The following is a 21,171-nucleotide window of genomic DNA, read 5'->3' on the forward strand; positions in this document are numbered from 1 at the left end:
GAACGGTCATGCTTAACGCGGCGTTCTTCGAAATGAGAATGCGTCTATTACGAAGGGGTTAGCATCCCGTGCCGTTTTTTGCCGAGGCTGAGGCGAACGGGCGAGCTGACGTCGATGGTTGACGTCGTTTCGCGGACGGCCTCTCCATCGACGCGAACCGCGCCCTCCGCGATCTTTCTGCGGGCCTCGCCGTTCGACGCTACGAAGCCCAATCCGACGAGTGCCTCGACGATGCCGATCGTGCCGCCGCTGACCGCAAAGGTCGGGAGCGAGTCGCCCGACGCGCCTTCCTCGAACGTCTTCCGCGCAGTCTCGGCGGCCTGTTCGGCAGCATCGCGACCGCGGCACATCGCGGTCGCTTCGTTGGCGAGCACGATCTTGGCGGCATTGATCTCCGCGCCTTCGAGCGCCTCGAGGCGTGCGATCTCGTCCAGCGGGAGGTCGGTGAACAGCTTCAGGAAGCGGCCGACGTCGCGATCGTCGGTGTTGCGCCAGAACTGCCAGTAATCGAAGTGCGGTAGCTGGTCCTCGTGCAGCCAGACCGCACCCGACATCGTCTTGCCCATCTTGCCGCCATCCGCCGTGGTGATCAGCGGGGTGGTGACGCCGTAGACCTCGGTCGAGTCCATCCGGCGTGCGAGTTCGATGCCGTTGACGATGTTGCCCCACTGATCCGAGCCGCCCATCTGCAACCGGCAGTCGGCGCGGCGCGACAGCTCGAGGAAGTCGTACGCCTGGAGGATCATGTAGTTGAATTCGAGGAAGCTCAGCGACTGTTCACGGTCGAGGCGGAGCTTGACCGAATCGAACGCGAGCATCCGGTTGACCGAGAAATGCTGGCCGACATCGCGCAGGAACGGGATGTATTCGAGCGCGTCGAGCCACTCCGCATTGTCGAGCATCACCGCGTCGGTCGGGCCGTCGCCGAAGGTCAGGAAGCGTTCGAAGATGCGGCGGATCGAAGCGACGTTTGCCTTGATCCCGTCTTCGCCGAGCAGCTTGCGCGCTTCGTCCTTGAAGCTCGGGTCGCCGATCTTGCCGGTGCCGCCGCCCATCAGGACGATCGGCTTGTGCCCGGTCTGCTGAAGCCGGCGGAGCAGCATGATCTGGACGAGGCTACCGACGTGGAGCGACGGCGCGGTCGGATCGAAGCCGATATAGCCGGGCACCACTTGTTTGCCGGCGAGCGCATCGAGCGCGGCGGCATCGGTCATCTGGTGGACATAGCCGCGCGAGGTCAGCGTGGTGAGCAGGTCGGACTGGTAGGTCATGGGAGCGCGACTAGCATGCGCTCCCACCGCCGTCATCCCAGCGAAAGCTGGGATCTTTATGGGGCGGGTGCTGCGGCTCGATCCGGGATATCCCACCTTTCACTGGGACGACGGTGTCAGCGCGTTGCTAAGTTCGAGGCAGTTGCGACGTTGGGTCGACGGGAGTCCGCCCCTTGCGAAGTTCAAAGTGTAGTTCGGGGCGATCCGCAAACCCGGTGTCGCCCGACAGCGCGATCGTCTGGCCCCGCTTGACGCTTTGCCCGCGTTGCACGAGCAGCTTCGACGCGTGGCCATAGACGCTCGTCCAGCCGCCGCCGTGCTTGATGATGACCAGCCCGCCCAGCGCAGCGATGCCGTCGCCGACATAGGCGACGACGCCGTCCGCGGCCGCATGGATCGGCGTCGAGACCGGTACCGCGATCTTGATGCCGTCGTTGCGTTCGCCGCTCGCACCGTGGCCGAAGCGTTTCACGACCTTGCCGTCGACCGGCCACAGGAACCCGCCGCTCGCGAGACGCGCGGGTGCGGTGACGACGGCATTCGAAGGCAGCACGCGGCGCGGTGTCGCGATCGGTCGTGCGGGCGCCTGATTGCTGGCGAGCGCCGGTTCGCCGCCGGTCAGGATGTCGTCGATGTCGAGTGTGAAAGCGCGCGCGCGTTCCGATGCGCTTGCAGTGCCGCCGCTAGGCTCACCAGGGATCTGGATCCGCTGGTCGGCGCGCAAAACGTACGGCTCGACCAACGCGTTGGCCGCGACGATCCGCGACCATTCGACGCCGTACGCGCGCGCGATCGCGATGCCGGTCTCGCCGCGGCGGACCTGGTGATAGCGGCCACCAGGGATCTGCAACCGCTGGCCAGCGCGGATCGAATAGGGCGATTCGAGGGCGTTCGCGCGCGCGATCGCTTCGAGGCTCGCACCACTGCGATCGACCACGCGGCTCAGCGTATCGCCGGGCCGGACGACATAGGTCGTGTCGGGAATCGTCTTCGCATCGGCGCTGACGGGGCGTGCCTCCCAGGCGGGGCGCGGGGCGGGCAGGGTGGTGACCTCGCCGGTATCGCGTCCGGGAATGTCCTGCGGCGGCCTGTCGTCCCGCGGCGTATCCTCTCGCGGCATATCCTCACGGGGGCGGGGCGGATCGTCGCGGCGGGGCGGGGAACGGTACGGACGCTGTGGCGGGTTACCGTAGCCGGCGGGGCGATCGACGTGCGGAATGCACGCGGTCAGCGCGAGCGTCGCCAGTGGAACCAGGACGCCCGCACGCCGCATCAACGATAGGCCTGCGTCAGCATGTCCATCGACTCGAAATGCGTGAGGTCGAGGTGGAGCGGCGTGACCGATACATACCCGTCCGCCGTGGCCTCCAGGTCGGTCGCGTGCGCTGGCGTTTCGACGGTGCGGCCAAGCGCGAACCAATGATACTCGTAGCCGCGCGGATCGGTGTTGCTGACGATCTGCAACCGGCCATAGTCGCGGAAACCCTGGCCGACGACGCGCACGCCCTTCACCGCATCGGCGGGGACAGCGGGAAAGTTGACGTTGACCAGCGTGCGCGGGGTCAGTGGTGCGTCGACCAGCGGCCGCAGGACGCGCTCGCCCCAGGCAGCGGCGGCCTCGAACGGCACGCTGTCGCCCATGCCCTCGCGGCTGTAGATCTGGCTCAGCGCGATCGACCGGATGCCGCCCAGCGCGCCCTCCATCGCCGCCGAGACGGTCCCCGAATAGGTCACGTCCTCGGCAAGATTCGCGCCCCGATTGACTCCCGACAGGATCAGGTCGGGCGGGCAATCCTTCATGATCTTGGCGAGCGCCATCATCACCGCGTCGGTCGGTGTGCCCGCGACGGCATACCGCTTCTCGCCGTGCTTCCGCACCCGGATCGGCCGCGAGAGCGTGAGCGAATGGCCGGCGCCCGATTGTTCCTCGGCGGGTGCAACGAGCCAGACATCGTCGGACAAGGTCCGGGCGATCGTCTCCAGCACCTTCAGGCCGGGCGCATGATAACCGTCGTCGTTTGTCAGCAGGATCCGCATCAGCGCTTGGGCTCCAATATGGTCAGCCCGCCGAGATACGGCTGGAGCACCGTCGGTACCGCGACCGAGCCATCTTCCTGCTGGTAGTTTTCCAGCACCGCAACGAGCGTCCGCCCGACCGCGAGCGCGGAGCCGTTGAGCGTGTGGACGAACCGCGTGCCTTTCTCGCCCTCGGGCCGGTATCGCGCATTCATCCGCCGCGCCTGGAAATCGGTGCAGGTCGAGACGCTGCTGATTTCGCGATAGCGCGCCTGGCCCGGCAGCCAGACTTCGAGATCGTAGGTGCGTGCCGCGGTGAAACCCATATCGCCGGTGCATAGGAGCATCCGCCTGAACGGTAGCTGCAACGCGTCGAGCACGCCCTCCGCGCACGCCGTCATGCGCTCATGCTCGGCCTCGGACATGTCGGGGGTAACGATCGAGACCATCTCGACCTTGTCGAACTGATGCTGGCGGATGTAGCCGCGCGTGTCGCGACCCGCAGCGCCCGCCTCGGAGCGGAAGCACGGCGTCAGCGCGGTGAAGCGCAGCGGCAGTTCGGCTTCGCTGAGGATCTGTTCGCGGACGATGTTGGTCAGGCTCACTTCCGCGGTCGGGATCAGCCAACGGCCGTCGGTCGTCCGGAAAAGATCTTCCGAGAACTTGGGGAGCTGGCCGGTACCGAATACGGCCTCGTCGCGGACGAGAAGCGGCGGCGAGACCTGTTCGAAGCCAGCGTCGGCGACATGATCGAGCATGAACTGGCCGAGCGCGCGTTGCAGCTTGGCGGCCGGCCCGCGGACCAGCGTGAAGCGCGCGCCCGACATCGCCGCACCGGTCTCGAAATCGAGGCCGATCGCAGGACCGATCGCGTCATGCTCGCGCGCCGTGAAAGCAAAGGTCGTCGGCGTGCCACGCGTGTGGACGAGCGCGTTGTCGTCCTCGCCGCCCCCCTCGGGCACGTCGGTCGCGGGAAGGTTGGGGATCGCGGCAAGCATGGCCTGGAGTTCGCTACCAAGCCGCGCTTCGTCGGCTTCCAGAGCGGGCAGCGCCTCCTTCAGGCTCGCGACTTCAGCCATCAAAGCCTGTGACTTGGCCTCGTCCTTCTGCGCCTTGGCCTGGCCGATCGCCTTCGACAGTTCGTTGCGGCGGGTCTGCGCGCTCTGCGAGTCCGCGATCGTCGCCCGGCGCTGCTCGTCGAGCGTCACCAGCGAGGCTGACTGCGGTGCGACACCCCGCTTGGCGAGGGCGGCGTCGAAGGCGGCGGGATCGTCGCGGATCAGGCGTATGTCGTGCATGCCCGGGCTATGCCGAGGGCCGCGAGCGTACGCAAGGCAGGCCCTCTGAAACCTCCCCCTTGGCGGGAGAGGACCGAGGGTTCGCAACCTCTCGCGTTCGCGGCGCGTTCTTCAACCATACGCATAGCGAAAAGGAGAAACCTGCATGCATCTTCCTCACAACTCCGTCGTGCTCGTCGCCGACGGCCGGAAAATGCTGTTCCTGCGCAACGAGGGCGACGCCGAATTCCCCAATCTCGTCGTCGAGAAGGCGCAGGAGCAGGCAAACCCGGCAACGCGCGACCAAGCGACCGATTCCGCAGGCCGCGCCTTGTCGCCACAGGGCGGCGTGCAGAGTTCGGTGGAGCCGACCGATTTCCATCAGATCGAGGAAGACCGCTTCGCCGCCGACGCGGCCGACTTCCTGAAGATCGGTGCGCTGACGAACGATTATGACTCGCTGATCGTCATCGCACCGCCCAAGACGCTCGGCGAACTGCGCAAGCATTATCACAAGGAAGTGAGCAGCCGACTCAAGGGCGAGCTCGACAAGGACCTGACCGGGCATCCAATCAAGGACATCGAGAAGGCGCTCATGAACGCCTGAACCGCATTAACGAAAAAGGCCCCGTCGGAGGTTTCCGGCGGGGCCTTTTCGATACGGTATTCGACTGCTTAGGCGGCAATCGCCTTCGGCTTTGCGAAGCGCTTGCGTGCGACCAGCGCCGCCGCCGCTGCACCGAACAGCAACACCATCGGCGGTGCGGGAACGGGGGCAGGCGGACCGCCGCTCGATCCCGTGCTGCCGCTTGAACTCGCGCTGCTAGCGCTGCTGGCACTACTCGCGCTGCTGGCGCTCGACCCGCTGGAACTGGCCGACGAGGCGCTGCTGCCCGACGAGGCCGAGCTTCCCGAAGATCCGTTGGAGCTCCAGCCGCCGGTCGAGTTCCAGCCGCCGTTCGATCCCCATCCCTTGCTGCTCGATCCATAGCCCGACGAACTGCCGCTGCTGGCCGACGATGCCGACGAGGCGGAGGAGGCCGATGACGCGCTGCTCGACGCGGACGATATGTTCCCGCTCGACGATGACGTGCTCGAGATCTCGGCGCCGCCCGTGCTCGTGGAGGAGCCACCCGTGCTGGTCGACGATCCGCCGGCGCTGGTCGAAGACCCGCCGGTGCTCGTAGACGAGCCGCCGGTCGACGTCGATCCGCCGCTCGACGTCGACGAAATCACGACGCTGCCGCCCGAGCCGCCGCTGCCGCCGAAGCCACCACCAAAGCCCCCGCCGAAACCGCCTCCGAAGAAGCCGCCGCTGCCGCCGACCACGACGGGAACGCCGCCACCGCTACTGCCGCCGAACGGACCGGCGCCGCCGCCACCGAGATAGCCGTCACCGACTGGCACCGGCGGTGCCGCATTGGCGACGGTCACGACGGTTGGCGCGCAGGTCGTCCGCGTGGTCGTGGTGACCCGGCGGACGCGTGGTCGCGATACGGCGGCGATCTGGGGACGGGCGATTCGCTTGACGAGAACGCGCTTGGCATTCGCGGTTCGCGCCGGGCGTTCGGCGACATGCACGGCGCCACCACCGATCAGGGCACCCCCGCATGCGCACGCGCACAATTTGGCCAAGGCCATCCGCACCGACATATCGTTTCTTTCTCGTTGCCGGCACCCTCGTGTTGCCGGATCCCCGTCTGCAGCATTGGATTACCGCTATCCGACTAACTGCAAAACAAACCGTTAAGTGCAAGTGTGTTAACCACATTCGGCATGGTTAAAAGACGATTTACCGAGCCGCGGGCAGTCGGCTTAGCCTTAACGTGCCGGGCTGGGACACAATGTTGGCCGCGGCCGGGCCAGTCGACGAATCCGGTTCGGTCGAAGCCCGCGAAATCGTTTCGGCGCTCTCCGCAACTAAATGTCAGATCCGCAATCGAATGCGCAAGTCCTGTCGCTTGTGGTTGCCATCGCGTGTGACTATAGGCGCATTCACCATTTGGGGGCGGCTCCCGGAAATCAGCGAGGCTGATACGACGGAGCCAGAGGGAGAGTGGTATGGCGACCGTAATGAATCGTATGGACGATACCGGGACTACCAATCGAAACGCCGCTAACGACAGCGACGACGAAGGCTATCGGCCCGATGCCGACGAACCCTTTATGAGCTTGAGGCAGCAGGCGTATTTCCGGCGCAAGCTTCAGGCCTGGAAGGAAGCGATCCTGCGGGAGTCGCTGGAAACACTGTCGCAGTTGCAGATGGACTCCTTGCGCGAGGCCGATCTGACCGATCGCGCGTCGAGCGAGACCGACTGGTCGATTGAACTGCGCACCCGTGATCGTCAACGCAAGCTGGTGTCGAAGATCGAGGCGGCGATTCGCCGGATCGACGAGGGTGAATACGGCTATTGCGAAGTGACCGGCGAGCCGATCAGCTTGGCACGGCTGGAGGCGCGGCCGATCGCGACCATGACGGTCGAGGCGCAGGAACGCCACGAGCGTAACGAAAAGGTCTCGCGCGAGGACTGACGTCGGGCGCTGTTCAGGCGCCGGCTTTCCAGGCTATGGACCGGACGAACGGCCAACGTGGTGCAGCGAAGGGCTGCGCTTCAGGGTCGTGGATAGGCGCCAATCATGCGACGATCAGTTTCGATGCAATCGGACGGGGCGGTACAGTGACCGAAGACGCGCCGAGCAAGCGGGCGGGAACGCGCGACAGCCTGTTCCTTACCGCGCTCATGCGCCTGGGTAGCGAAACGCGGCTTCGCGAGGTGCGGGTGAGGAACCTGTCCGAGGGCGGGCTCATGGTCGAACTGGCAAAGGTGGCCGAGGTCGGCACGCCGGTGGCCCTCGAACTGCGCGGTATCGGTGATGTGACGGGCAAAGTAGCCTGGTGCACCGCGGGCAGGATCGGCATCGCGCTCGATTCGCCGATCGATCCGAAACTGGCGCGCAAACCGGTAAGTGGCGCTTAGACCGGTAATTTTCTGAACTGTCGCATCGTATCGCCTCGCTCGGAGCGAAGGCGGAGCGCTGGAATACATCGGGGCAGGGCGAAGTGGGTAGGGCTGCCACCGACAGGCAGTGGCCCCCCGGACTGGATCCGGGGAGCGGTACGCCGTCGTTACAGGCTGACGATCTCTTCTTTCAGTCGCAGCTTCTGTTTCTTCAGCCCGGCGAGAATGGTCGCATCGGGCATGGGCCGGTGAGTCTCGTCGGCGATCCGCCGATCGAGCACGGCGTGCTTGGTTTCCAGAGCTGTCTGATGCGTCGTCTGCACGGTGGGATACCTCCTGCATTCGGGTTGGGGGACTGAGTAAACCACTCCGTCACGAAAATGTCTTCATCGGAAACCGACCAAATCGATTGAATGAGCGATTTGGCGCGACGGACCGATGGTGTTCCCGCCGGACGCACGCGGACCGGCCCTTGGCAGGTTCGTGTGTCGGTTTCTTGCTCGCGCACCGCGCCGCATTTGCTAAGGACGCCGAATACGGCGGCTTGAACCGGGGGACGAGTGGAAGACGCACAAACCAGAGTTCGACTCGACGGGATGCGGATCGAGCATCGCGATCTTGATGACGCGATCGCCGCGCTCGCGATGGTACCGACGCATGACCAGTTGCTGATGGCTCGCCTCAAGAAGCGCAAACTTCGTCTGCGTGACGAGATCGCGTCGCTGGAGGACCTACTGATCCCGGACATCATCGCCTGAACTCGCTGGATTAGCACGAAATTCGATCGATTTGCCCGTTTCGGGACAGATCGTGGTTACCAGCGTGTTTACCCTACTGGGCGAGCATAAGGCGGTATGGCATCTGGTCGATCGATGACCCAGGCCGGACACGAATTGCGGATGCAGCGCCGCTTGACCGACACGCTTTACAGCGAGGCGATGTTGCTGGCCGACGAGGCTCGCGCGTATTTCGACGAGGTGGGGAGGATGGAGCGCGAGGCACTCGATCCATTGATCCGCGTGAGTTTCAGCTGCGAATCATTGAAGGTGACGACCCGGCTGATGCACATCATCGCATGGTTGCTCACCCAGCGTGCGGTCCAGAGCGGCGAGCTTCGCGCATCCGACGCGCTCGATCCGATGCGGCGACTGGGCGACGCACCGGTCACCGACGACATCCTGCTTGATCTGCTGCCGGGGGGCGCGCGCGGACTGATCGAGTCGAGCGCCGACCTCCATCGCCGAGTAGCGTTACTGGATACTGCGCAGGGCATGCCGGAGACGATCGCCAGCCCGGCTCTATCGCTGCAGAGGCGGATTGCCGGCGCATTCTAGCCGACGCGTAATCGCGCTGCCAGGCGAAGCTGCGATCGGGGAGCCGATCGCCTCGCATCTCGAATTCGGGGAAAACACAGTAAGTACCGTGAAATCGGCAATGGTCGGGGCGATAGGATTCGAACCTACGACCCCTGGACCCCGAGACCAGTGCGCTACCAGACTGCGCCACGCCCCGACAACATTGCCGGTGAGCGCCCTAGCCGCGCCATCTCGAACGTTCAAGACAATTATCGAGTGTGTCGGCGATCTATCCCCCGCGCGGCGTCGCTGCTAGGAGCGCGCCATGACTCCGCTCGACCGCATCCGCAATTTTTCCATCATCGCCCATATCGACCATGGCAAGTCGACGCTCGCCGACCGGCTGATCCAGGAGACTGGCGGCCTCACCGCGCGCGAAATGTCCGAGCAGGTGCTCGACAACATGGACATCGAGAAGGAGCGCGGGATCACGATCAAGGCGCAGACCGTGCGCCTTGCGTATCACGCGAAGGACGGTCTCGATTACGTCCTCAACCTGATGGACACGCCGGGGCATGTCGACTTCGCCTATGAGGTAAGCCGCAGCCTCGCCGCGTGCGAAGGCGCGCTGCTGGTGGTCGATGCCGCGCAGGGCGTCGAGGCGCAGACGCTCGCCAACGTCTACCAGTCGATCGAGCATGACCACGAGATCGTGCCGGTGATCAACAAGATCGACCTTCCCGCCGCCGAGCCCGAGAAGGTGCGCAAGGAAATCGAGGACGTGATCGGCATCGATGCATCCGAGGCGGTGCTCGCGTCGGCGAAGTCAGGGATCGGCATCGTCGAGATCCTCGAGGCGATCGTCACCAAGATCCCGCCGCCCAGCGGCGACCCGGAGGCGCCGCTCAAGGCGATGCTCGTCGACAGCTGGTACGATCCGTATCTCGGCGTCGTCATCCTGGTCCGCGTGATCGACGGTGTCCTGAAAAAGGGCCAGCAGATCAAGTTCATGCAGACCGGCACGATGCATCTGGTCGACCGGGTCGGCTGTTTCCGTCCGAAGATCGAGCAGCTCACCGAGCTCGGCACGGGCGAGATGGGCTTCATCACGGCACAGATCAAAGAGGTCGCGCAGACGCGCGTCGGCGACACGATCACCGACGCGAAGCGGCCTGCGCTCGAAGCGCTCGCGGGCTTCAAGGAAGTCCAGCCGGTCGTGTTCTGCGGGATGTTCCCGGTCGATGCCGCCGAGTTCGAGAAGCTGCGCGAGAGCATCTCGAAGCTGCGGCTGAACGATGCGAGCTTCTCGTTCGAGATGGAGACGTCGGCGGCGCTGGGCTTCGGCTTCCGTTGCGGGTTCCTCGGGCTGCTGCATTTGGAGATCATTCAGGAGCGGCTGACGCGCGAATATGATCTGGACCTGATCACCACCGCGCCGTCCGTCGTATATGAGATCGAGCTGACCCACCCCGATCCGTCCGGCACGACGCATATCGAGCTGCATAATCCCGCCGACATGCCCGAGCCGAACAAGATCGCGACGATCAGCGAACCGTGGATTGAGGCGACGATCTACGTCCCCGACGAGTATCTCGGCAGCGTCCTCAAGCTCTGCCAGGATCGCCGCGGCATCCAGAAGAACCTCACCTATGTCGGCGGCCGCGCGCAGGCGACCTACGAACTGCCGCTGAACGAAGTCGTGTTCGATTTCTACGATCGGCTGAAGTCGATGTCGAAGGGCTATGCGAGCTTCGACTATCACCAGATCGGCTACCGCGAGGGCGATCTCGTCAAGATGGGCATCCTCGTCAACGAGGAGCCGGTCGACGCGCTGAGCATGATCGTCCACCGCGGCACCGCCGAAGTGCGCGGCCGTGGCATGGTCGAGCGCTTGAAGGAGCTGATCCCGCGCCATCTGTTCAAGATCCCGATCCAGGCGGCGATCGGCGGCAAGGTCATTGCGCGCGAGACGATCAGCGCGATGCGCAAGGACGTGACCGCGAAATGCTATGGCGGCGATGCGAGCCGCAAGAAGAAACTTCTGGAAAAGCAGAAGAAGGGCAAGCTGAAGATGCGCGAGTATGGCTCGGTCAGCATCCCGCAGGAGGCGTTCATCGCGGCGCTGAGAATGGGCGACGACGCGTAGGCGCGTGAGGCTAAGCGCCGTAGGCGCTTGGCCGATGATAGTGCCAAGCCGGACGGCGACCGGTCGAGCTCGACCTTGGTCGTGTCCTCCGACTACGCGGCTTTGCCGCGGCACGACTATGAGAGCGTTCGAACGACAATCCGCTCTTCCGTGTTCTCCCGCGAAGGCGGGAGCCCAGTCTGGGTCCCCGCCTTCGCGGGGAAACATGCTTTTGCTTCCGCTGGATAGACAATCGCCAATCGCCGTCACCCCAGCGAACGCTGGGGTATCCCCGGGGTGCGCGTCCGGCTCGAACCGGGAGATACCAGCTTTCGCTGGCATGACGGAGAAGGGTTTCGCTCCGTCGCCATCGGCAAAAATATCGCATCGTGTTGCAAACCGGCGCCAGCCCCAAAACGCTGCAACCAACTGTCATCATCCTAACACAATCCCGGCCTAACCGCCCGATCGGGGAGTGAGCGTCGCGAGGCGTCGTCGTGCCGTCCGGGGAGGGCGGTCGATGGCGCGTAGCGGCGTTGCGTATTGGGATGTGCGGCCGGTCGTCAGGGACGGCGCCGCACGATTGGGGAATATCATCGTGAAGATTTCGGTCGTTAAGTCGGCGCTGATGCTCGGCGTCGCGTGTGGTTCGGTGCTGATCGGGTCGGCGGCGCTCGCGCAAGACGCAGCGCCCGTCCAGGAGCAGGCTGCTCCGGCGGAAGGTCTCGGCGATATCGTCGTCACCGCGGAGCGTCGTTCGGAAAACCTCCAGAAGGTGCCGCTGTCGGTCGGCGTCGCGTCGGGCGATGCACTGCGCGCCTACACCGCAGGCGGCGACGACACGCTGCTCGCATTGTCGGGCCGCGTCCCCGGCCTGTACGTCGAATCGACCACTGGCCGCATCTTCCCGCGTTTCTACATCCGCGGCCTCGGCAACATCGATTTCTACCTTGGCGCGTCGCAGCCGGTCACGATCATCCAAGACGACGTGATCCTCGAGCATGTCGTGCTGAAGTCGAACCCGGTGTTCGACGTCCGCCAAGTCGAAGTGCTGCGCGGTCCGCAAGGCTCGCTGTTCGGGCGCAACACCACCGCCGGCATCATCAAGTTCGACACCAACAAACCGACCAACGATTTCGAGAGCCGCGCCTCGGTCTCGGTCGGCTCGTACAACAGCGTCAGCCTGGACGCCGGTGTCGGCGGTCCGCTGATCAAGGACCTGTTGTCGATCCGCTTGTCGACGCTGATCCAGCACCGCGAGAACTACGTCGATAACGCCTTTGCCGGCGTCAGTGCCGACAATACCGCGACGCCGCGCAAGGACGCGATGGGCGGCTTCGACGATCGCAACGTCCGCGTGCAGCTCGCGCTGACGCCGGGCGAGCGCTTTACGCTCGACCTGTCGGGCCATGCCCGCTGGTATGACGGTACCTCGACGCTGTTCCACCGCGGCGCGCTGAAGAAGGGTTCGAACGACGTGTCGGCCGAGCCGCGCAACACCGTGTCGCTCGACGAGGGGAACGACAACCCGCAGAGCTACAACACCTATGGCGGCTCGGCGCGCGCGTCCTACGACTTCGGTCCGGCCACGCTGACCTCGATCACCGCGTACGAGACCACGTCCGGGTTCAGCCGCGGCGACACCGACGGCGGGGCTGCTGCGAACTTCCCAGTCCGCGGTGTCGCCAACGGCTTTGGTCAGTCGCAGGGCCAGATCCGTGATCTCGATCAGTGGTCGCAAGAACTGCGCGTCGCGGGCACCCCCGGTGGGCGGTTCAACTGGCAGATCGGTGGCTTGTATTTCGACAATCGTGACATCACCGATTTCTACCAGCGCGCGTTTTTCCTCACGGGCACGGCGCGCAACCCGAACAACTGGGTGCGGCTGCATGATGTGAACACCTCATGGGCGGGCTTCGGCCAGGTCAGCTATGAGCTGATGGACAAGCTGACCGTGACGCTTGGCGGCCGGATCACCGAGGATAAGAAGCGTACCGAACTGCTGAAGACGGCGGACCAAGCCAATGGTGCCGTAACGTATCGCGGTCGTCGCGACGTCACGCTGAAGTCGACCAAGCCGAGCTGGGATGCGAGCATCCTGTATCAGGCGAACCCCGACGTCAGCCTGTATTCGCGCATCGCCCAAGGCTTCCGCGGACCGACGATCCAGGGGCGTTCGGCGGTGTTCAACTCCGACTTCTCGACGGCGAACTCGGAGACGATCCTGTCGTGGGAGACGGGGATCAAGACGCGTCTGCTCGACAACACGCTGAGCCTCAACGCGACGGTGTTCGGCTACCGCGTCAACGACATCCAGCTCAACGGCAACGATCTCAACGGCAACGGCATCCTGTTCAACGGCAACAAGGCCGAGGCGTACGGCATGGAAGCCGAGGCGAACTGGAAGCCGGTCCCGAACCTTACCCTGGGTGCAGGCCTGAGCCTGCTGCACAGCGCGATCCGCGACAAGACGACCGAGGTGCAGGTCTGCGCGCTCAACAACGTCGTGGTCTGCACGCCGTCGCGCGTGCCCCGCGCAGTGCCCGGCGCGTTCGGGACGACGTATCTGGTCAAGATCGACGGCGAGCCGCTGCCGAACGCACCGGAGTATAACGTCGACCTCACCGCGCGCTACGACCAGCCGCTCGGCAATGGCGGTCGCGCGTTCATCGCGGGCGACTTCAACATCCAAGGCTATACGCAGTTCGTGCTGTACAAGACCAAGGAGTTCACCGCGAACGGCAACTTCGAAGGCGGCCTGAAGATCGGTTACGCGGCGCCGGACGATGCCTATGAGCTGGCGGTATTCGCCCGCAACATCACCGGCGAGAAGAACCTCAAGGGTGTGATCGAGAACTACATGGCGGCGGTGTTCAACGAACCGCGGATCATCGGTGTATCGCTCAGCGGCAAGTTCCGTTGATTTCTTCCCCTCCCGCAGGCGGGAGGGGTTAGGGGTGGGCTCGCGCTATCGCCAAGCGCAGCGTGCGTCCGGGCCGGGCGCCCACCCCTCGGTCCCCTCCCGCATGCGGGAGGGGATGCGGAAAGAACGACGGGTGCATCCCTAAACCACGCGTGACGCATTTTTCAGCAGCGTCCCCCGGTAACGCGCTGTAGCGACGTGAAATAGCAATTTGCCGTTTTCCTTCCGCCGGTTGATACCCTCCTCATGTCGCTCAATCCCGTATTCTATGATGCAAGCGGACGCCGGCGTCGGCGGTTCACCTTTGGCGTTGCCGCGTTCATCGCGTTGCTGCTGTTGTCGATCGCGGTGTTCGCCGTCTCGATCGGCGCGGTGCCGACCGCGCCGCTGCTGCCGATCGAGCCCGAGCACCCTGCGCTCCACAAGCTGCCGGCGCCGCGTGGCGGCATCCTTCGCGAGACCCGGCGCGACCTCGATTACTACGCCAAGCAGCTGTTCGGGACGAGCGCAGCCAAGCCCGGTGTCGGCAATGGCGCCAGTCCACCGCTCGCGATCGCCTTCCACGCGCCGTGGGACGACGCGAGCACGGCCAGCCTCGCGCGGCACGTCGAACAACTCGACTGGCTGATCCCCGGCTGGGTCTCGATCACCGGCAAGGATCATCACATCACCGTGTTCCGCGACCAGGCCGGGCGCGACATCCTCAACAAGGCGGTGCATCGCCCGGTGATCCTGCCGATGGTGCAGAACGCGGTCGAGGGGAATTGGGATGGCGCGGGCAGCGCAGCTCTGTTCGCCGATCCGAAGGCCCGCGCGGCTTTCCTCGACAAGCTCGTCCCGTTCCTCGGCGCGAACCATGCCGGCGGCGTGTTCTACGATTTCGAGGACCTGCCCGCATCGGCGCAACCGAATTATCGCGCCTTCCTCGCAGAAACGCGCGCGCGGTTCGCGTCCCGCGGCTGGGTCGTCGCGATCGCGGCACCGGTCGCCAACCCCGACTGGGACCTGCCCACCTATGCCAAGGTGACCGACAAGATCTTCCTGATGGCATATGACGAGCACGAGACCAGCGGCGCGGCGGGGCCGATCGCGTCACAGCGCTGGTTCGCGCACATGGTCGCCGACGCGGCGCGCGGCATTCCTCCGTCGAAGCTGGTCGTCGCGATCGGCTCCTATGCCTATGACTGGCACGCGGGCGCGGACAGCGGCAACGGCGATGCGCTCGACGTCGAGGAAGCGTGGCAGGCGGCGGCCGACTCGGGCACCGTCCCGACCTTCGACAAGACCAGCGGCAACAGCAGCTTCGCCTATTCGGAAGGCGGTACGCAGCATCAGGTCTGGCTGCTCGACGCGGCATCGGCCTACAACCAGATCGCGTTCCTGCAAAAGGCGGGTCTCGGCAGCGTCGCGCTGTGGCGTCTCGGCTCCGAGGATCCGGGCCTCTGGTCGATCTGGGGCCGCAACCACCGCAAGCTGCCCCCGCCAGCCGCGATCGACGCGATGCCGGCCGGTACCAACGTCGATATCGAGGGCAGCGGCGAGATCCTGAAGATCGCCGCCGAGCCCGTCACTGGCATTCGCAACGCGGTACCTGCCAAGGACGGCACGATCGCCGACGTCGTCTTCAAACGGATGCCGTCGCCCTATGTCGTGGCACGGACCGGCTATCGCCCGAAGCAGCTCGCGCTCACGTTCGACGACGGTCCCGATCCCGAATGGACGCCGCAGATCCTCGACATCCTCAAGCGCGAGCATGCACCGGCGACATTCTTCGTGATCGGCGAGAACGCGCTGACCGAGCGGCCCCTGCTCCAGCGGATGGTCGACGAAGGCCATGAGATCGGCAGCCACACCTACACGCACCCGAACCTCGCCAACGTGTCGACGCGGCAGGTGAAGTACGAGCTCAACACCACGCAGCGGCTATTCCAGGCGTTCACCGGGCGCTCGCTTCGGCTGTTCCGCGCGCCCTATTTTGGCGATGCCGAGCCGAGCACCGCGGACGAGATCCTGCCGGCGCTCGAAGCGCAGCAGCGCGGCTATATCTCGGTCGGCCTCCACGTCGATCCGGATGACTGGAAACGGCCGGGTGTACAGGCGATCATCGACCGCACCATCGCCGGCGTCGAGGCAGGCAACCCCGAGCGCAGCGGCAACGTCATCCTGCTCCACGACGCGGGCGGCAACCGTGCTCAAACGGTCGCCGCACTCCCGGTCATCATCGAGCGGCTGCGCGCGGAGGGCTACAGTTTCGTCCCCGTCTCGACGCTTGCCGGGCTGTCGCGAAACCAGTCGATGCCGGTAATCTCGTCGAGCGACCGCGTCGCCGCGGTCGCCGATCTCGCGCTGTTCAGCACGCTGGGCGGCATCGTCGTCGCGCTCCGCTGGATCTTCGGGATCGCGATCACGATCGGCATCATCCGCGCGCTGGCCCTGTCGGCGCTTGCACTGATCCAGGCACGGCGCGAGCTGAAGACGGTGTTCCCGGCGATCGACCCGTCGCGCTTCGTCACCGTGATGATCCCCGCGTTCAACGAGGAGCGCGTGATCGTCCGCGCTGTGGAGGGCGTGCTGGCGTCGAACGACGTCGCGATCGAGGTCATCGTGATCGACGACGGATCGAGCGACGGCACTAGCCGCGTCGTCGCCGAGGCGTTCGCCGGCGACGACCGCGTTCGCCTGTTGACGCTGGAGAATGGCGGCAAGGCGCGCGCGCTCAACCGCGGGCTCGAGCTGGCGCGTGGCGAGATCGTGATCGCGCTCGACGCCGATACGCAGTTCGAACCGATGACGATCGCCCGTCTTGCACGGTGGTTCGTCGATCCGAAGCTCGGGGCGGTCGCGGGCAATGCGAAGGTCGGCAACCGCGTCAACTTGATCACCAAATGGCAGGCGCTCGAATACATCACCGCGCAAAATCTCGAACGTCGCGCGCTTGCCCGACTGAACGCGATGACCGTCGTGCCGGGGGCGGTCGGTGCGTGGCGGCTGGAGGCGATCCGCAGCGTCGGCGGCTATCCCGACGACACGCTCGCCGAGGACCAGGACCTGACGATCGCGATCCAACGGCATGGGTGGACCGTCCAGTACGACCAGTTCGCGATCGCCTGGACCGAGGCGCCCGAGACGATGCGCGCGCTCGCCAAACAGCGGTTCCGCTGGGCGTTCGGGACGTTGCAATGCCTGTACAAGCACCGCTCGGCGATCGGCCGGTCGCAGCCGCGCGGGCTTGGCTGGGTCGGGTTGCCGCAGGCGATCGTGTTCCAGATCATCCTCGCGTCGATCTCGCCGATCATCGATCTCGCGCTGCTGATCAGCTTCGCTTCGACCTATCTCTCGGTGCAGGCGCATGGCTGGGAGCAGACCAGCCACGACGTGTATACGATGCTCGCCTATTGGCTGATCTTCACCGCGATCGACCTTCTCGCCGCGACGATCGCGTTCGCGCTGGAGCGCAAGGAACGCTGGCGATTGCTCTGGCTGCTGATCCCGCAGCGGATCGGCTATCGGCAGGTCATGTATTACGTCGTGCTGAAGGCGATCGCGCAGGCGCTGCGTGGGCCTTTGGTCGGCTGGGGCAAGCTGGCGCGGACCGGGCGGGTGACGGCGAACTAGAAGCTGTAGGTCACTTCCGCATAAGCGTAGCGCGTGTCTCCGGTCGTGGGTGCGTTGGGCGCGACGCGGAGGAAGCGGCCCTTGGCGAGATAGACGCCGCCCGCGGCCATGCGGATGCGTTCCGGAACCGCCCACCAGCGTACACGGGTTTCGAACTGCGTCCCCGCCGTGCGACCCGATGCGCCGCTGGGATCGCGCACGCCGGTCTGGCCGAAGCTGTCGGTCGCGTCGGCGAGCCAGAGCGGACGGACCGCGAAATAGGCATCGGTCCGCTTGGTCGGGACAAACTCCAGTCGTGTCTCGACGCTGATCAGGTTTGCACGCGCGACCTCGCCGTACAATCCGCTGGGCGCGAATTCGAAACTGCGTGCGCCGTAGAGCGTGTCGAACCGGCCGATATGGTCGTCGCCTCGGCCGTTGCCGCTGGCGTAATCGGCGGCGAACCGCAGTCGCGGTTTCCAACCGCCAGGCAGTGTGTAGCCGAGCCCGCCGTGTACGAAGACCGCCGAGACGCGCCGGTCCGTCGTGTCGGCGGCAGCGGACGAGAGCCGGGCGGTGCCCGATTGCCACACCGCTTCGAACTCATAGTCCGTTCGACCGGTAGCAGCCGTGTTCGCAAGCCGTCCGCCGACCGTCCAGAGGCGCCGGTTGCGCGTCAGGAAGTCGGGCGCATCGCGTTCCTGAAGGCGAAACGCATACCCCTCGAGTTCGCCGCCGAATACACCGGCCTTGGTGGCGATCGCACCGTAGAATTGCAGCGCGGTGCGTTCTCGGTCGCGAACGAGCCTGTCCGCGCGGATCCCGGCATCGTCGTCGGGCAGGCGCTGTTGCGGCATCGTCCAGAATGCCGTCAGCGCGTCGCCGGCCGTGTTGCTCCAGTCGAACCTTGCGCCCGTAAAGCCATTGGTCGTGTTACGGAAATTCTCATCGACGATGAGCCGTCCGGAACCGAGGTTCATCGTGAACCGGCCCAGGCGGAGCTTGGCGTTCTTGGTCGGCGCGATCTGGATCCAGGCCTGGACGGGTTCGAGTGCGTCGACTTCGCTGGCGCTGACGGTCGATTCCCGGGGCTCGAGATACGCGCGGGAGTCGATCACCTCGCCACCGATCGCGAACGGGCCGCTCGTGTAGGTCGCGCCCAGCCTGACCCTGATGAAGACGGCATGGTCGTCGCTCGTAATGCCGATGCGCGGTTGTCCGTCGAGCGCCTCGCCGCGGACCCGGACGCTGCCGGTCACGTCGAGCCCCTGCTCTTGCGCGATTGCGGGGGAGGCAAGAGCGCCCAGCACCAACGCGGCGCACCGGAACGAGTTCGGGGGCAGGATCGTAACTCCGTTTCGCGGTAGCGCGACGTCTTCGTCGCGCCCTATAGCGGTGGTTACGGGTTCGAGGAGTCACAAAAGTGAAACATTCTTTGCCGCTGGTTTTGGCGTTGTCGGCGCTCGGCAGTTCCGGCGCGGCGCAGGCCCAGCAGCGGGCACCGCTGGTGCTGGCCGCCGCATCGTTGCAGGAATCGCTCACCGCGGCAGCCGATGCCTGGGCCAGGCAGGGGCATGCGAAGCCGACGATTTCGTTCGCAGCATCTTCGGCCCTCGCGCGCCAGGTCGAGTCCGGCGCCCCCGCCGACCTGTTCGTCTCCGCGGACGAGGACTGGATGAACGAACTCGCGGCGAAGAACCTGATCGTCGCGTCGACGCGCGTGACATTCCTCGGCAACCGGCTCGTGGTCGCCGCGCCAGCAGGCAGCAAGGTCCGTATCCCCGTTCGGCCGCCCGCGGCGCTGGTACGCGTGCTGACCGCAGGGCCTCTGGCCATGGCGGACACTGCGGTGCCAGCGGGGAAATACGGGCAGGCGTCGTTGGAGAAGCTCGGCGTGTGGGCTCAGGTCTCACCCAAGGTCGTGCGCGCGGAGAATGTGCGCGCAACGCTGGCGCTGGTCGAGCGCGGCGCTGCGCCGCTGGGGATCGTCTATGCCACCGACGCAAAGGCGTCTGCCAAGGTGCGGATTGCAGGCGTTTTTCCCGAGAACACGCATCCGGCGATCACCTATCCGATCGCCCGTCTGAAGACGTCGACCAACCCCGAAGCGGAGGCGTTCCGGCGGTTCCTCGTATCGCGGGCGGGCAAGGCGATCTTCGTTCGATACGGGTTTTCAGCGCGCTAGATGCTCGACGCTGCGGAATGGGCCATCGTCGGGCTGTCGCTGAAGGTGGGCGGCGTGGCGATGGCCGTCACCTTGCCCATCGCGTTTGCGCTGGCATGGATGCTCGCGCGCGTCCGTTTTCCGGGTAAGGTCGTCATCGATGCGGCCATCCATCTACCCCTGGTCGTGCCGCCGGTCGTGACGGGATGGCTGCTGTTGCTCGCGTTCGGACCCAATGGCCCGATCGGCGGCTGGCTTCAGGACTGGTTCGGGGTGACGGTATTGTTCCGGTGGACCGGCGCGGCGATCGCGGCGGGCGTCATGGCGCTGCCCTTGATGGTGCGCGCCATGCGGATCTCGATCGAGGCGGTCGACCGACGGCTGGAGAACGCCGCGCGGACGCTCGGGGCGGGGCCTTGGCGCGTATTCTGGACGTTGACCCTGCCGCTGAGCGTGCCGGGCGTACTGGCCGGCGCGGTTCTCGGGTTCGCGCGGTCGATCGGCGAGTTCGGGGCGACGATCACGTTCGTTTCGAACGTGCCGGGCGAAACGCAGACCTTGCCGCTGGCGATCTACTCGGCGTTGCAGCAGCCGGGGGCAGACGCGCTGGTTTGGCGATTATCGGCCGTTTCCGTGGGGTTATCGCTGATTGCTCTGATCGCTTCCGAACTGTTGACGCGGCGCGCAGGACGGGGGCTGCATGTCCTTTGAAATCGATGTCGAGAAGCGGCTCGGCGATACACGGGTGTCGCTGACGCTAGAGGCCGGGGAAGGCGCGACGGTCTTGTTCGGTCCGTCGGGTGTCGGCAAATCGAGCGTGCTGAACATGGTGGCCGGGCTGATGCGCCCCGATCGCGGGCGCATCGCCGTCCATGGGGAGATACTGTTCGGGGACGGCGTGAACGTGCCACCCGAGCGCAGGAACGCGGGCTATGTCTTTCAGGAAGCACGATTGTTTCCGCATATGCGGGTGCGTGCGAACCTCCTCTACGGGGTTCGCGGCGAGGCCGAGCGATTCGAGGACATACTGGGCTTTCTCGGCATCGGTCATCTGCTCGACCGTTGGCCGCGAACGCTGTCGGGCGGCGAGGCGCAGCGGGTCGCGATCGGACGCGCACTGCTGAGCCGTCCGCGGTTCCTGCTGCTCGACGAGCCACTGTCGTCGCTGGATCGAGCGCGGCGCGAAGAAATCATGGTCGCGATCGAACATGTCCGCGACGTGCTGCGCTTGCCGATCCTGATGGTCACGCACGACCCGGCCGAGGCCGAGCGGATCGGAACTCGCGTCGTACGGATGTAAAGATACTCGGCTCCTGGGTTGCGGGAGAACAAGTTTCCGACGAATTCAGAGCCCATCGGGACCCCGGCTGGACATCGGAGGCTCGATGGCCCGATCGTCGTCATCCCGGAAGCGACAGGTCCTCGCGCTTTGCAGCACGTAGCGCCCTCGCTGAGGACAGGGCGTGCTCCCTTATTTGGGAGCAGGATCATCCCAAGCCCACGGTTCCGCAAACCGACGTGTATCGCGCGGAACCGTCGTGGTGGC

General features: G+C 65.5%; 19 protein-coding genes and 1 tRNA gene. 13 read left to right on the forward strand and 7 right to left on the reverse strand.

Annotated elements, in window-relative coordinates; genetic code table 11:
- Nucleotides 1-47 precede the first annotated feature (47 nt).
- The 4 genes from tyrS to serS form a co-directional block, all read right to left on the reverse strand.
- Complete coding sequence (gene tyrS / locus IFT67_RS00300; protein ID WP_192144599.1) at nt 48-1,271, reverse strand: tyrosine--tRNA ligase; 1,224 nt, start codon at nt 1,269-1,271, stop codon at nt 48-50.
- 127 nt (nt 1,272-1,398) lie between these two features.
- On the reverse strand, nt 1,399-2,544 hold the full coding sequence (locus IFT67_RS00305; RefSeq protein WP_192144600.1) for a M23 family metallopeptidase: 1,146 nt from the start codon (nt 2,542-2,544) through the stop codon (nt 1,399-1,401).
- Complete coding sequence (gene surE, locus IFT67_RS00310; protein ID WP_192144601.1) at nt 2,544-3,308, reverse strand: 5'/3'-nucleotidase SurE; 765 nt, start codon at nt 3,306-3,308, stop codon at nt 2,544-2,546. The genes IFT67_RS00305 and surE overlap by 1 nt, the downstream gene beginning before the upstream one ends.
- Complete coding sequence (gene serS, locus IFT67_RS00315; RefSeq protein WP_192144602.1) at nt 3,308-4,585, reverse strand: serine--tRNA ligase; 1,278 nt, start codon at nt 4,583-4,585, stop codon at nt 3,308-3,310. Before serS ends, surE begins: the two co-directional genes overlap by 1 nt.
- Before the next feature lie 145 nt (nt 4,586-4,730).
- On the opposite strand from serS, the gene IFT67_RS00320 reads away from it, so the two are divergent.
- The 5 genes from IFT67_RS00320 to IFT67_RS20515 all read left to right on the forward strand — a co-directional run bounded on the left by IFT67_RS00320 (nt 4,731) and on the right by IFT67_RS20515 (nt 7,542).
- Complete coding sequence (locus IFT67_RS00320; protein ID WP_192144603.1) at nt 4,731-5,171, forward strand: host attachment family protein; 441 nt, start codon at nt 4,731-4,733, stop codon at nt 5,169-5,171.
- A gap of 102 nt (nt 5,172-5,273) precedes the next feature.
- A complete protein-coding gene (locus IFT67_RS00325) occupies nt 5,274-5,555 on the forward strand; it encodes a hypothetical protein (RefSeq protein WP_181321135.1) in 282 nt (93 codons plus the stop codon).
- Between the two features lie 78 nt (nt 5,556-5,633).
- A complete protein-coding gene (locus IFT67_RS00330) occupies nt 5,634-5,954 on the forward strand; it encodes a hypothetical protein (RefSeq protein ID WP_192144604.1) in 321 nt (106 codons plus the stop codon).
- Between the two features lie 671 nt (nt 5,955-6,625).
- Nucleotides 6,626-7,096 carry an RNA polymerase-binding protein DksA gene (dksA, locus tag IFT67_RS00335; protein WP_107962502.1) on the forward strand — a complete coding sequence of 157 codons (471 nt, stop codon included), beginning with the start codon at nt 6,626-6,628 and terminating at the stop codon, nt 7,094-7,096.
- A 146-nt stretch (nt 7,097-7,242) separates the two neighbouring features.
- On the forward strand, nt 7,243-7,542 hold the full coding sequence (locus tag IFT67_RS20515; protein WP_342450518.1) for a PilZ domain-containing protein: 300 nt from the start codon (nt 7,243-7,245) through the stop codon (nt 7,540-7,542).
- Nucleotides 7,543-7,691: 149 nt separating this feature from the next.
- Here IFT67_RS20515 and IFT67_RS00345 read toward each other — a convergent pair whose 3' ends face one another.
- Entirely contained in the window at nt 7,692-7,847 is a 156-nt protein-coding gene (locus IFT67_RS00345; RefSeq protein ID WP_107962500.1) for a YdcH family protein, read from the reverse strand.
- Between the two features lie 273 nt (nt 7,848-8,120).
- On the opposite strand from IFT67_RS00345, the gene IFT67_RS00350 reads away from it, so the two are divergent.
- Together IFT67_RS00350 and IFT67_RS00355 are read left to right on the forward strand one after the other, a co-directional pair.
- Entirely contained in the window at nt 8,121-8,282 is a 162-nt protein-coding gene (locus tag IFT67_RS00350; protein ID WP_192144606.1) for a YdcH family protein, read from the forward strand.
- A 153-nt stretch (nt 8,283-8,435) separates the two neighbouring features.
- Nucleotides 8,436-8,858 (forward strand): DUF1465 family protein, encoded by a 423-nt coding sequence (locus tag IFT67_RS00355; protein ID WP_446740780.1) that lies wholly within the window; start codon nt 8,436-8,438, stop codon nt 8,856-8,858.
- Nucleotides 8,859-8,959: 101 nt separating this feature from the next.
- On the opposite strand, the gene IFT67_RS00360 is transcribed toward IFT67_RS00355, so the two are convergent.
- Nucleotides 8,960-9,036, reverse strand: a tRNA-Pro gene (locus IFT67_RS00360).
- Between the two features lie 108 nt (nt 9,037-9,144).
- Here IFT67_RS00360 and lepA point away from each other — a divergent pair.
- The 3 genes from lepA to IFT67_RS00375 all read left to right on the forward strand — a co-directional run bounded on the left by lepA (nt 9,145) and on the right by IFT67_RS00375 (nt 17,482).
- Nucleotides 9,145-10,965, forward strand: a complete 1,821-nt coding sequence (lepA, locus tag IFT67_RS00365) for a translation elongation factor 4 (protein WP_056049136.1) — start codon at nt 9,145-9,147, stop codon at nt 10,963-10,965.
- 607 nt (nt 10,966-11,572) lie between these two features.
- Complete coding sequence (locus IFT67_RS00370; protein WP_192146282.1) at nt 11,573-13,867, forward strand: TonB-dependent receptor; 2,295 nt, start codon at nt 11,573-11,575, stop codon at nt 13,865-13,867.
- Between the two features lie 246 nt (nt 13,868-14,113).
- Complete coding sequence (locus IFT67_RS00375) at nt 14,114-17,482, forward strand: polysaccharide deacetylase family protein (RefSeq protein WP_192144608.1); 3,369 nt, start codon at nt 14,114-14,116, stop codon at nt 17,480-17,482.
- Here the strand turns inward: IFT67_RS00375 and IFT67_RS00380 are convergent.
- Nucleotides 17,479-18,720 (reverse strand): alginate export family protein, encoded by a 1,242-nt coding sequence (locus tag IFT67_RS00380; protein ID WP_342450519.1) that lies wholly within the window; start codon nt 18,718-18,720, stop codon nt 17,479-17,481. The genes IFT67_RS00375 and IFT67_RS00380 overlap by 4 nt on opposite strands.
- A 164-nt stretch (nt 18,721-18,884) precedes the next feature.
- On the opposite strand from IFT67_RS00380, the gene modA reads away from it, so the two are divergent.
- Genes modA through IFT67_RS00395 form a run of 3 tightly spaced genes read left to right on the forward strand, consistent with a single transcriptional unit; the run spans nt 18,885 to nt 20,925 of the window.
- Complete coding sequence (gene modA, locus IFT67_RS00385) at nt 18,885-19,646, forward strand: molybdate ABC transporter substrate-binding protein (protein ID WP_107962494.1); 762 nt, start codon at nt 18,885-18,887, stop codon at nt 19,644-19,646.
- The gene (modB, locus tag IFT67_RS00390; protein WP_107962493.1) at nt 19,647-20,336 is read left to right on the forward strand and encodes a molybdate ABC transporter permease subunit; all 690 of its coding nucleotides are present in this window, start codon (nt 19,647-19,649) and stop codon (nt 20,334-20,336) included.
- Nucleotides 20,326-20,925: an ATP-binding cassette domain-containing protein gene (locus tag IFT67_RS00395; protein WP_192144610.1), complete on the forward strand. Its 600-nt coding sequence runs from the start codon at nt 20,326-20,328 to the stop codon at nt 20,923-20,925. Before modB ends, IFT67_RS00395 begins: the two co-directional genes overlap by 11 nt.
- The last annotated feature ends 246 nt before the right edge of the window (nt 20,926-21,171 follow it).

This window comes from Sphingomonas sp. CFBP 13728, assembly GCF_014841895.1.
Classification (GTDB): Bacteria; Pseudomonadota; Alphaproteobacteria; order Sphingomonadales; family Sphingomonadaceae; genus Sphingomonas.

Excerpts from the sequence above, each read along its gene's own strand:
- tyrS (WP_192144599.1), bottom strand. The coding sequence starts at position 1,271 with ATGACCTACCAGTCCGACCTGCTCACCACGCTGACCTCGCGCGGCTAT.
- IFT67_RS00305 (WP_192144600.1), bottom strand. The coding sequence starts at position 2,544 with ATGCGGCGTGCGGGCGTCCTGGTTCCACTGGCGACGCTCGCGCTGACC.
- surE (WP_192144601.1), bottom strand. The coding sequence starts at position 3,308 with ATGCGGATCCTGCTGACAAACGACGACGGTTATCATGCGCCCGGCCTG.
- serS (WP_192144602.1), bottom strand. The coding sequence starts at position 4,585 with ATGCACGACATACGCCTGATCCGCGACGATCCCGCCGCCTTCGACGCC.
- IFT67_RS00320 (WP_192144603.1), top strand. The coding sequence starts at position 4,731 with ATGCATCTTCCTCACAACTCCGTCGTGCTCGTCGCCGACGGCCGGAAA.
- IFT67_RS00330 (WP_192144604.1), top strand. The coding sequence starts at position 5,634 with ATGTTCCCGCTCGACGATGACGTGCTCGAGATCTCGGCGCCGCCCGTG.
- dksA (WP_107962502.1), top strand. The coding sequence starts at position 6,626 with ATGGCGACCGTAATGAATCGTATGGACGATACCGGGACTACCAATCGA.
- IFT67_RS00350 (WP_192144606.1), top strand. The coding sequence starts at position 8,121 with ATGCGGATCGAGCATCGCGATCTTGATGACGCGATCGCCGCGCTCGCG.
- lepA (WP_056049136.1), top strand. The coding sequence starts at position 9,145 with ATGACTCCGCTCGACCGCATCCGCAATTTTTCCATCATCGCCCATATC.
- IFT67_RS00370 (WP_192146282.1), top strand. The coding sequence starts at position 11,573 with ATGCTCGGCGTCGCGTGTGGTTCGGTGCTGATCGGGTCGGCGGCGCTC.
- IFT67_RS00375 (WP_192144608.1), top strand. The coding sequence starts at position 14,114 with ATGTCGCTCAATCCCGTATTCTATGATGCAAGCGGACGCCGGCGTCGG.
- modB (WP_107962493.1), top strand. The coding sequence starts at position 19,647 with ATGCTCGACGCTGCGGAATGGGCCATCGTCGGGCTGTCGCTGAAGGTG.
- IFT67_RS00395 (WP_192144610.1), top strand. The coding sequence starts at position 20,326 with ATGTCCTTTGAAATCGATGTCGAGAAGCGGCTCGGCGATACACGGGTG.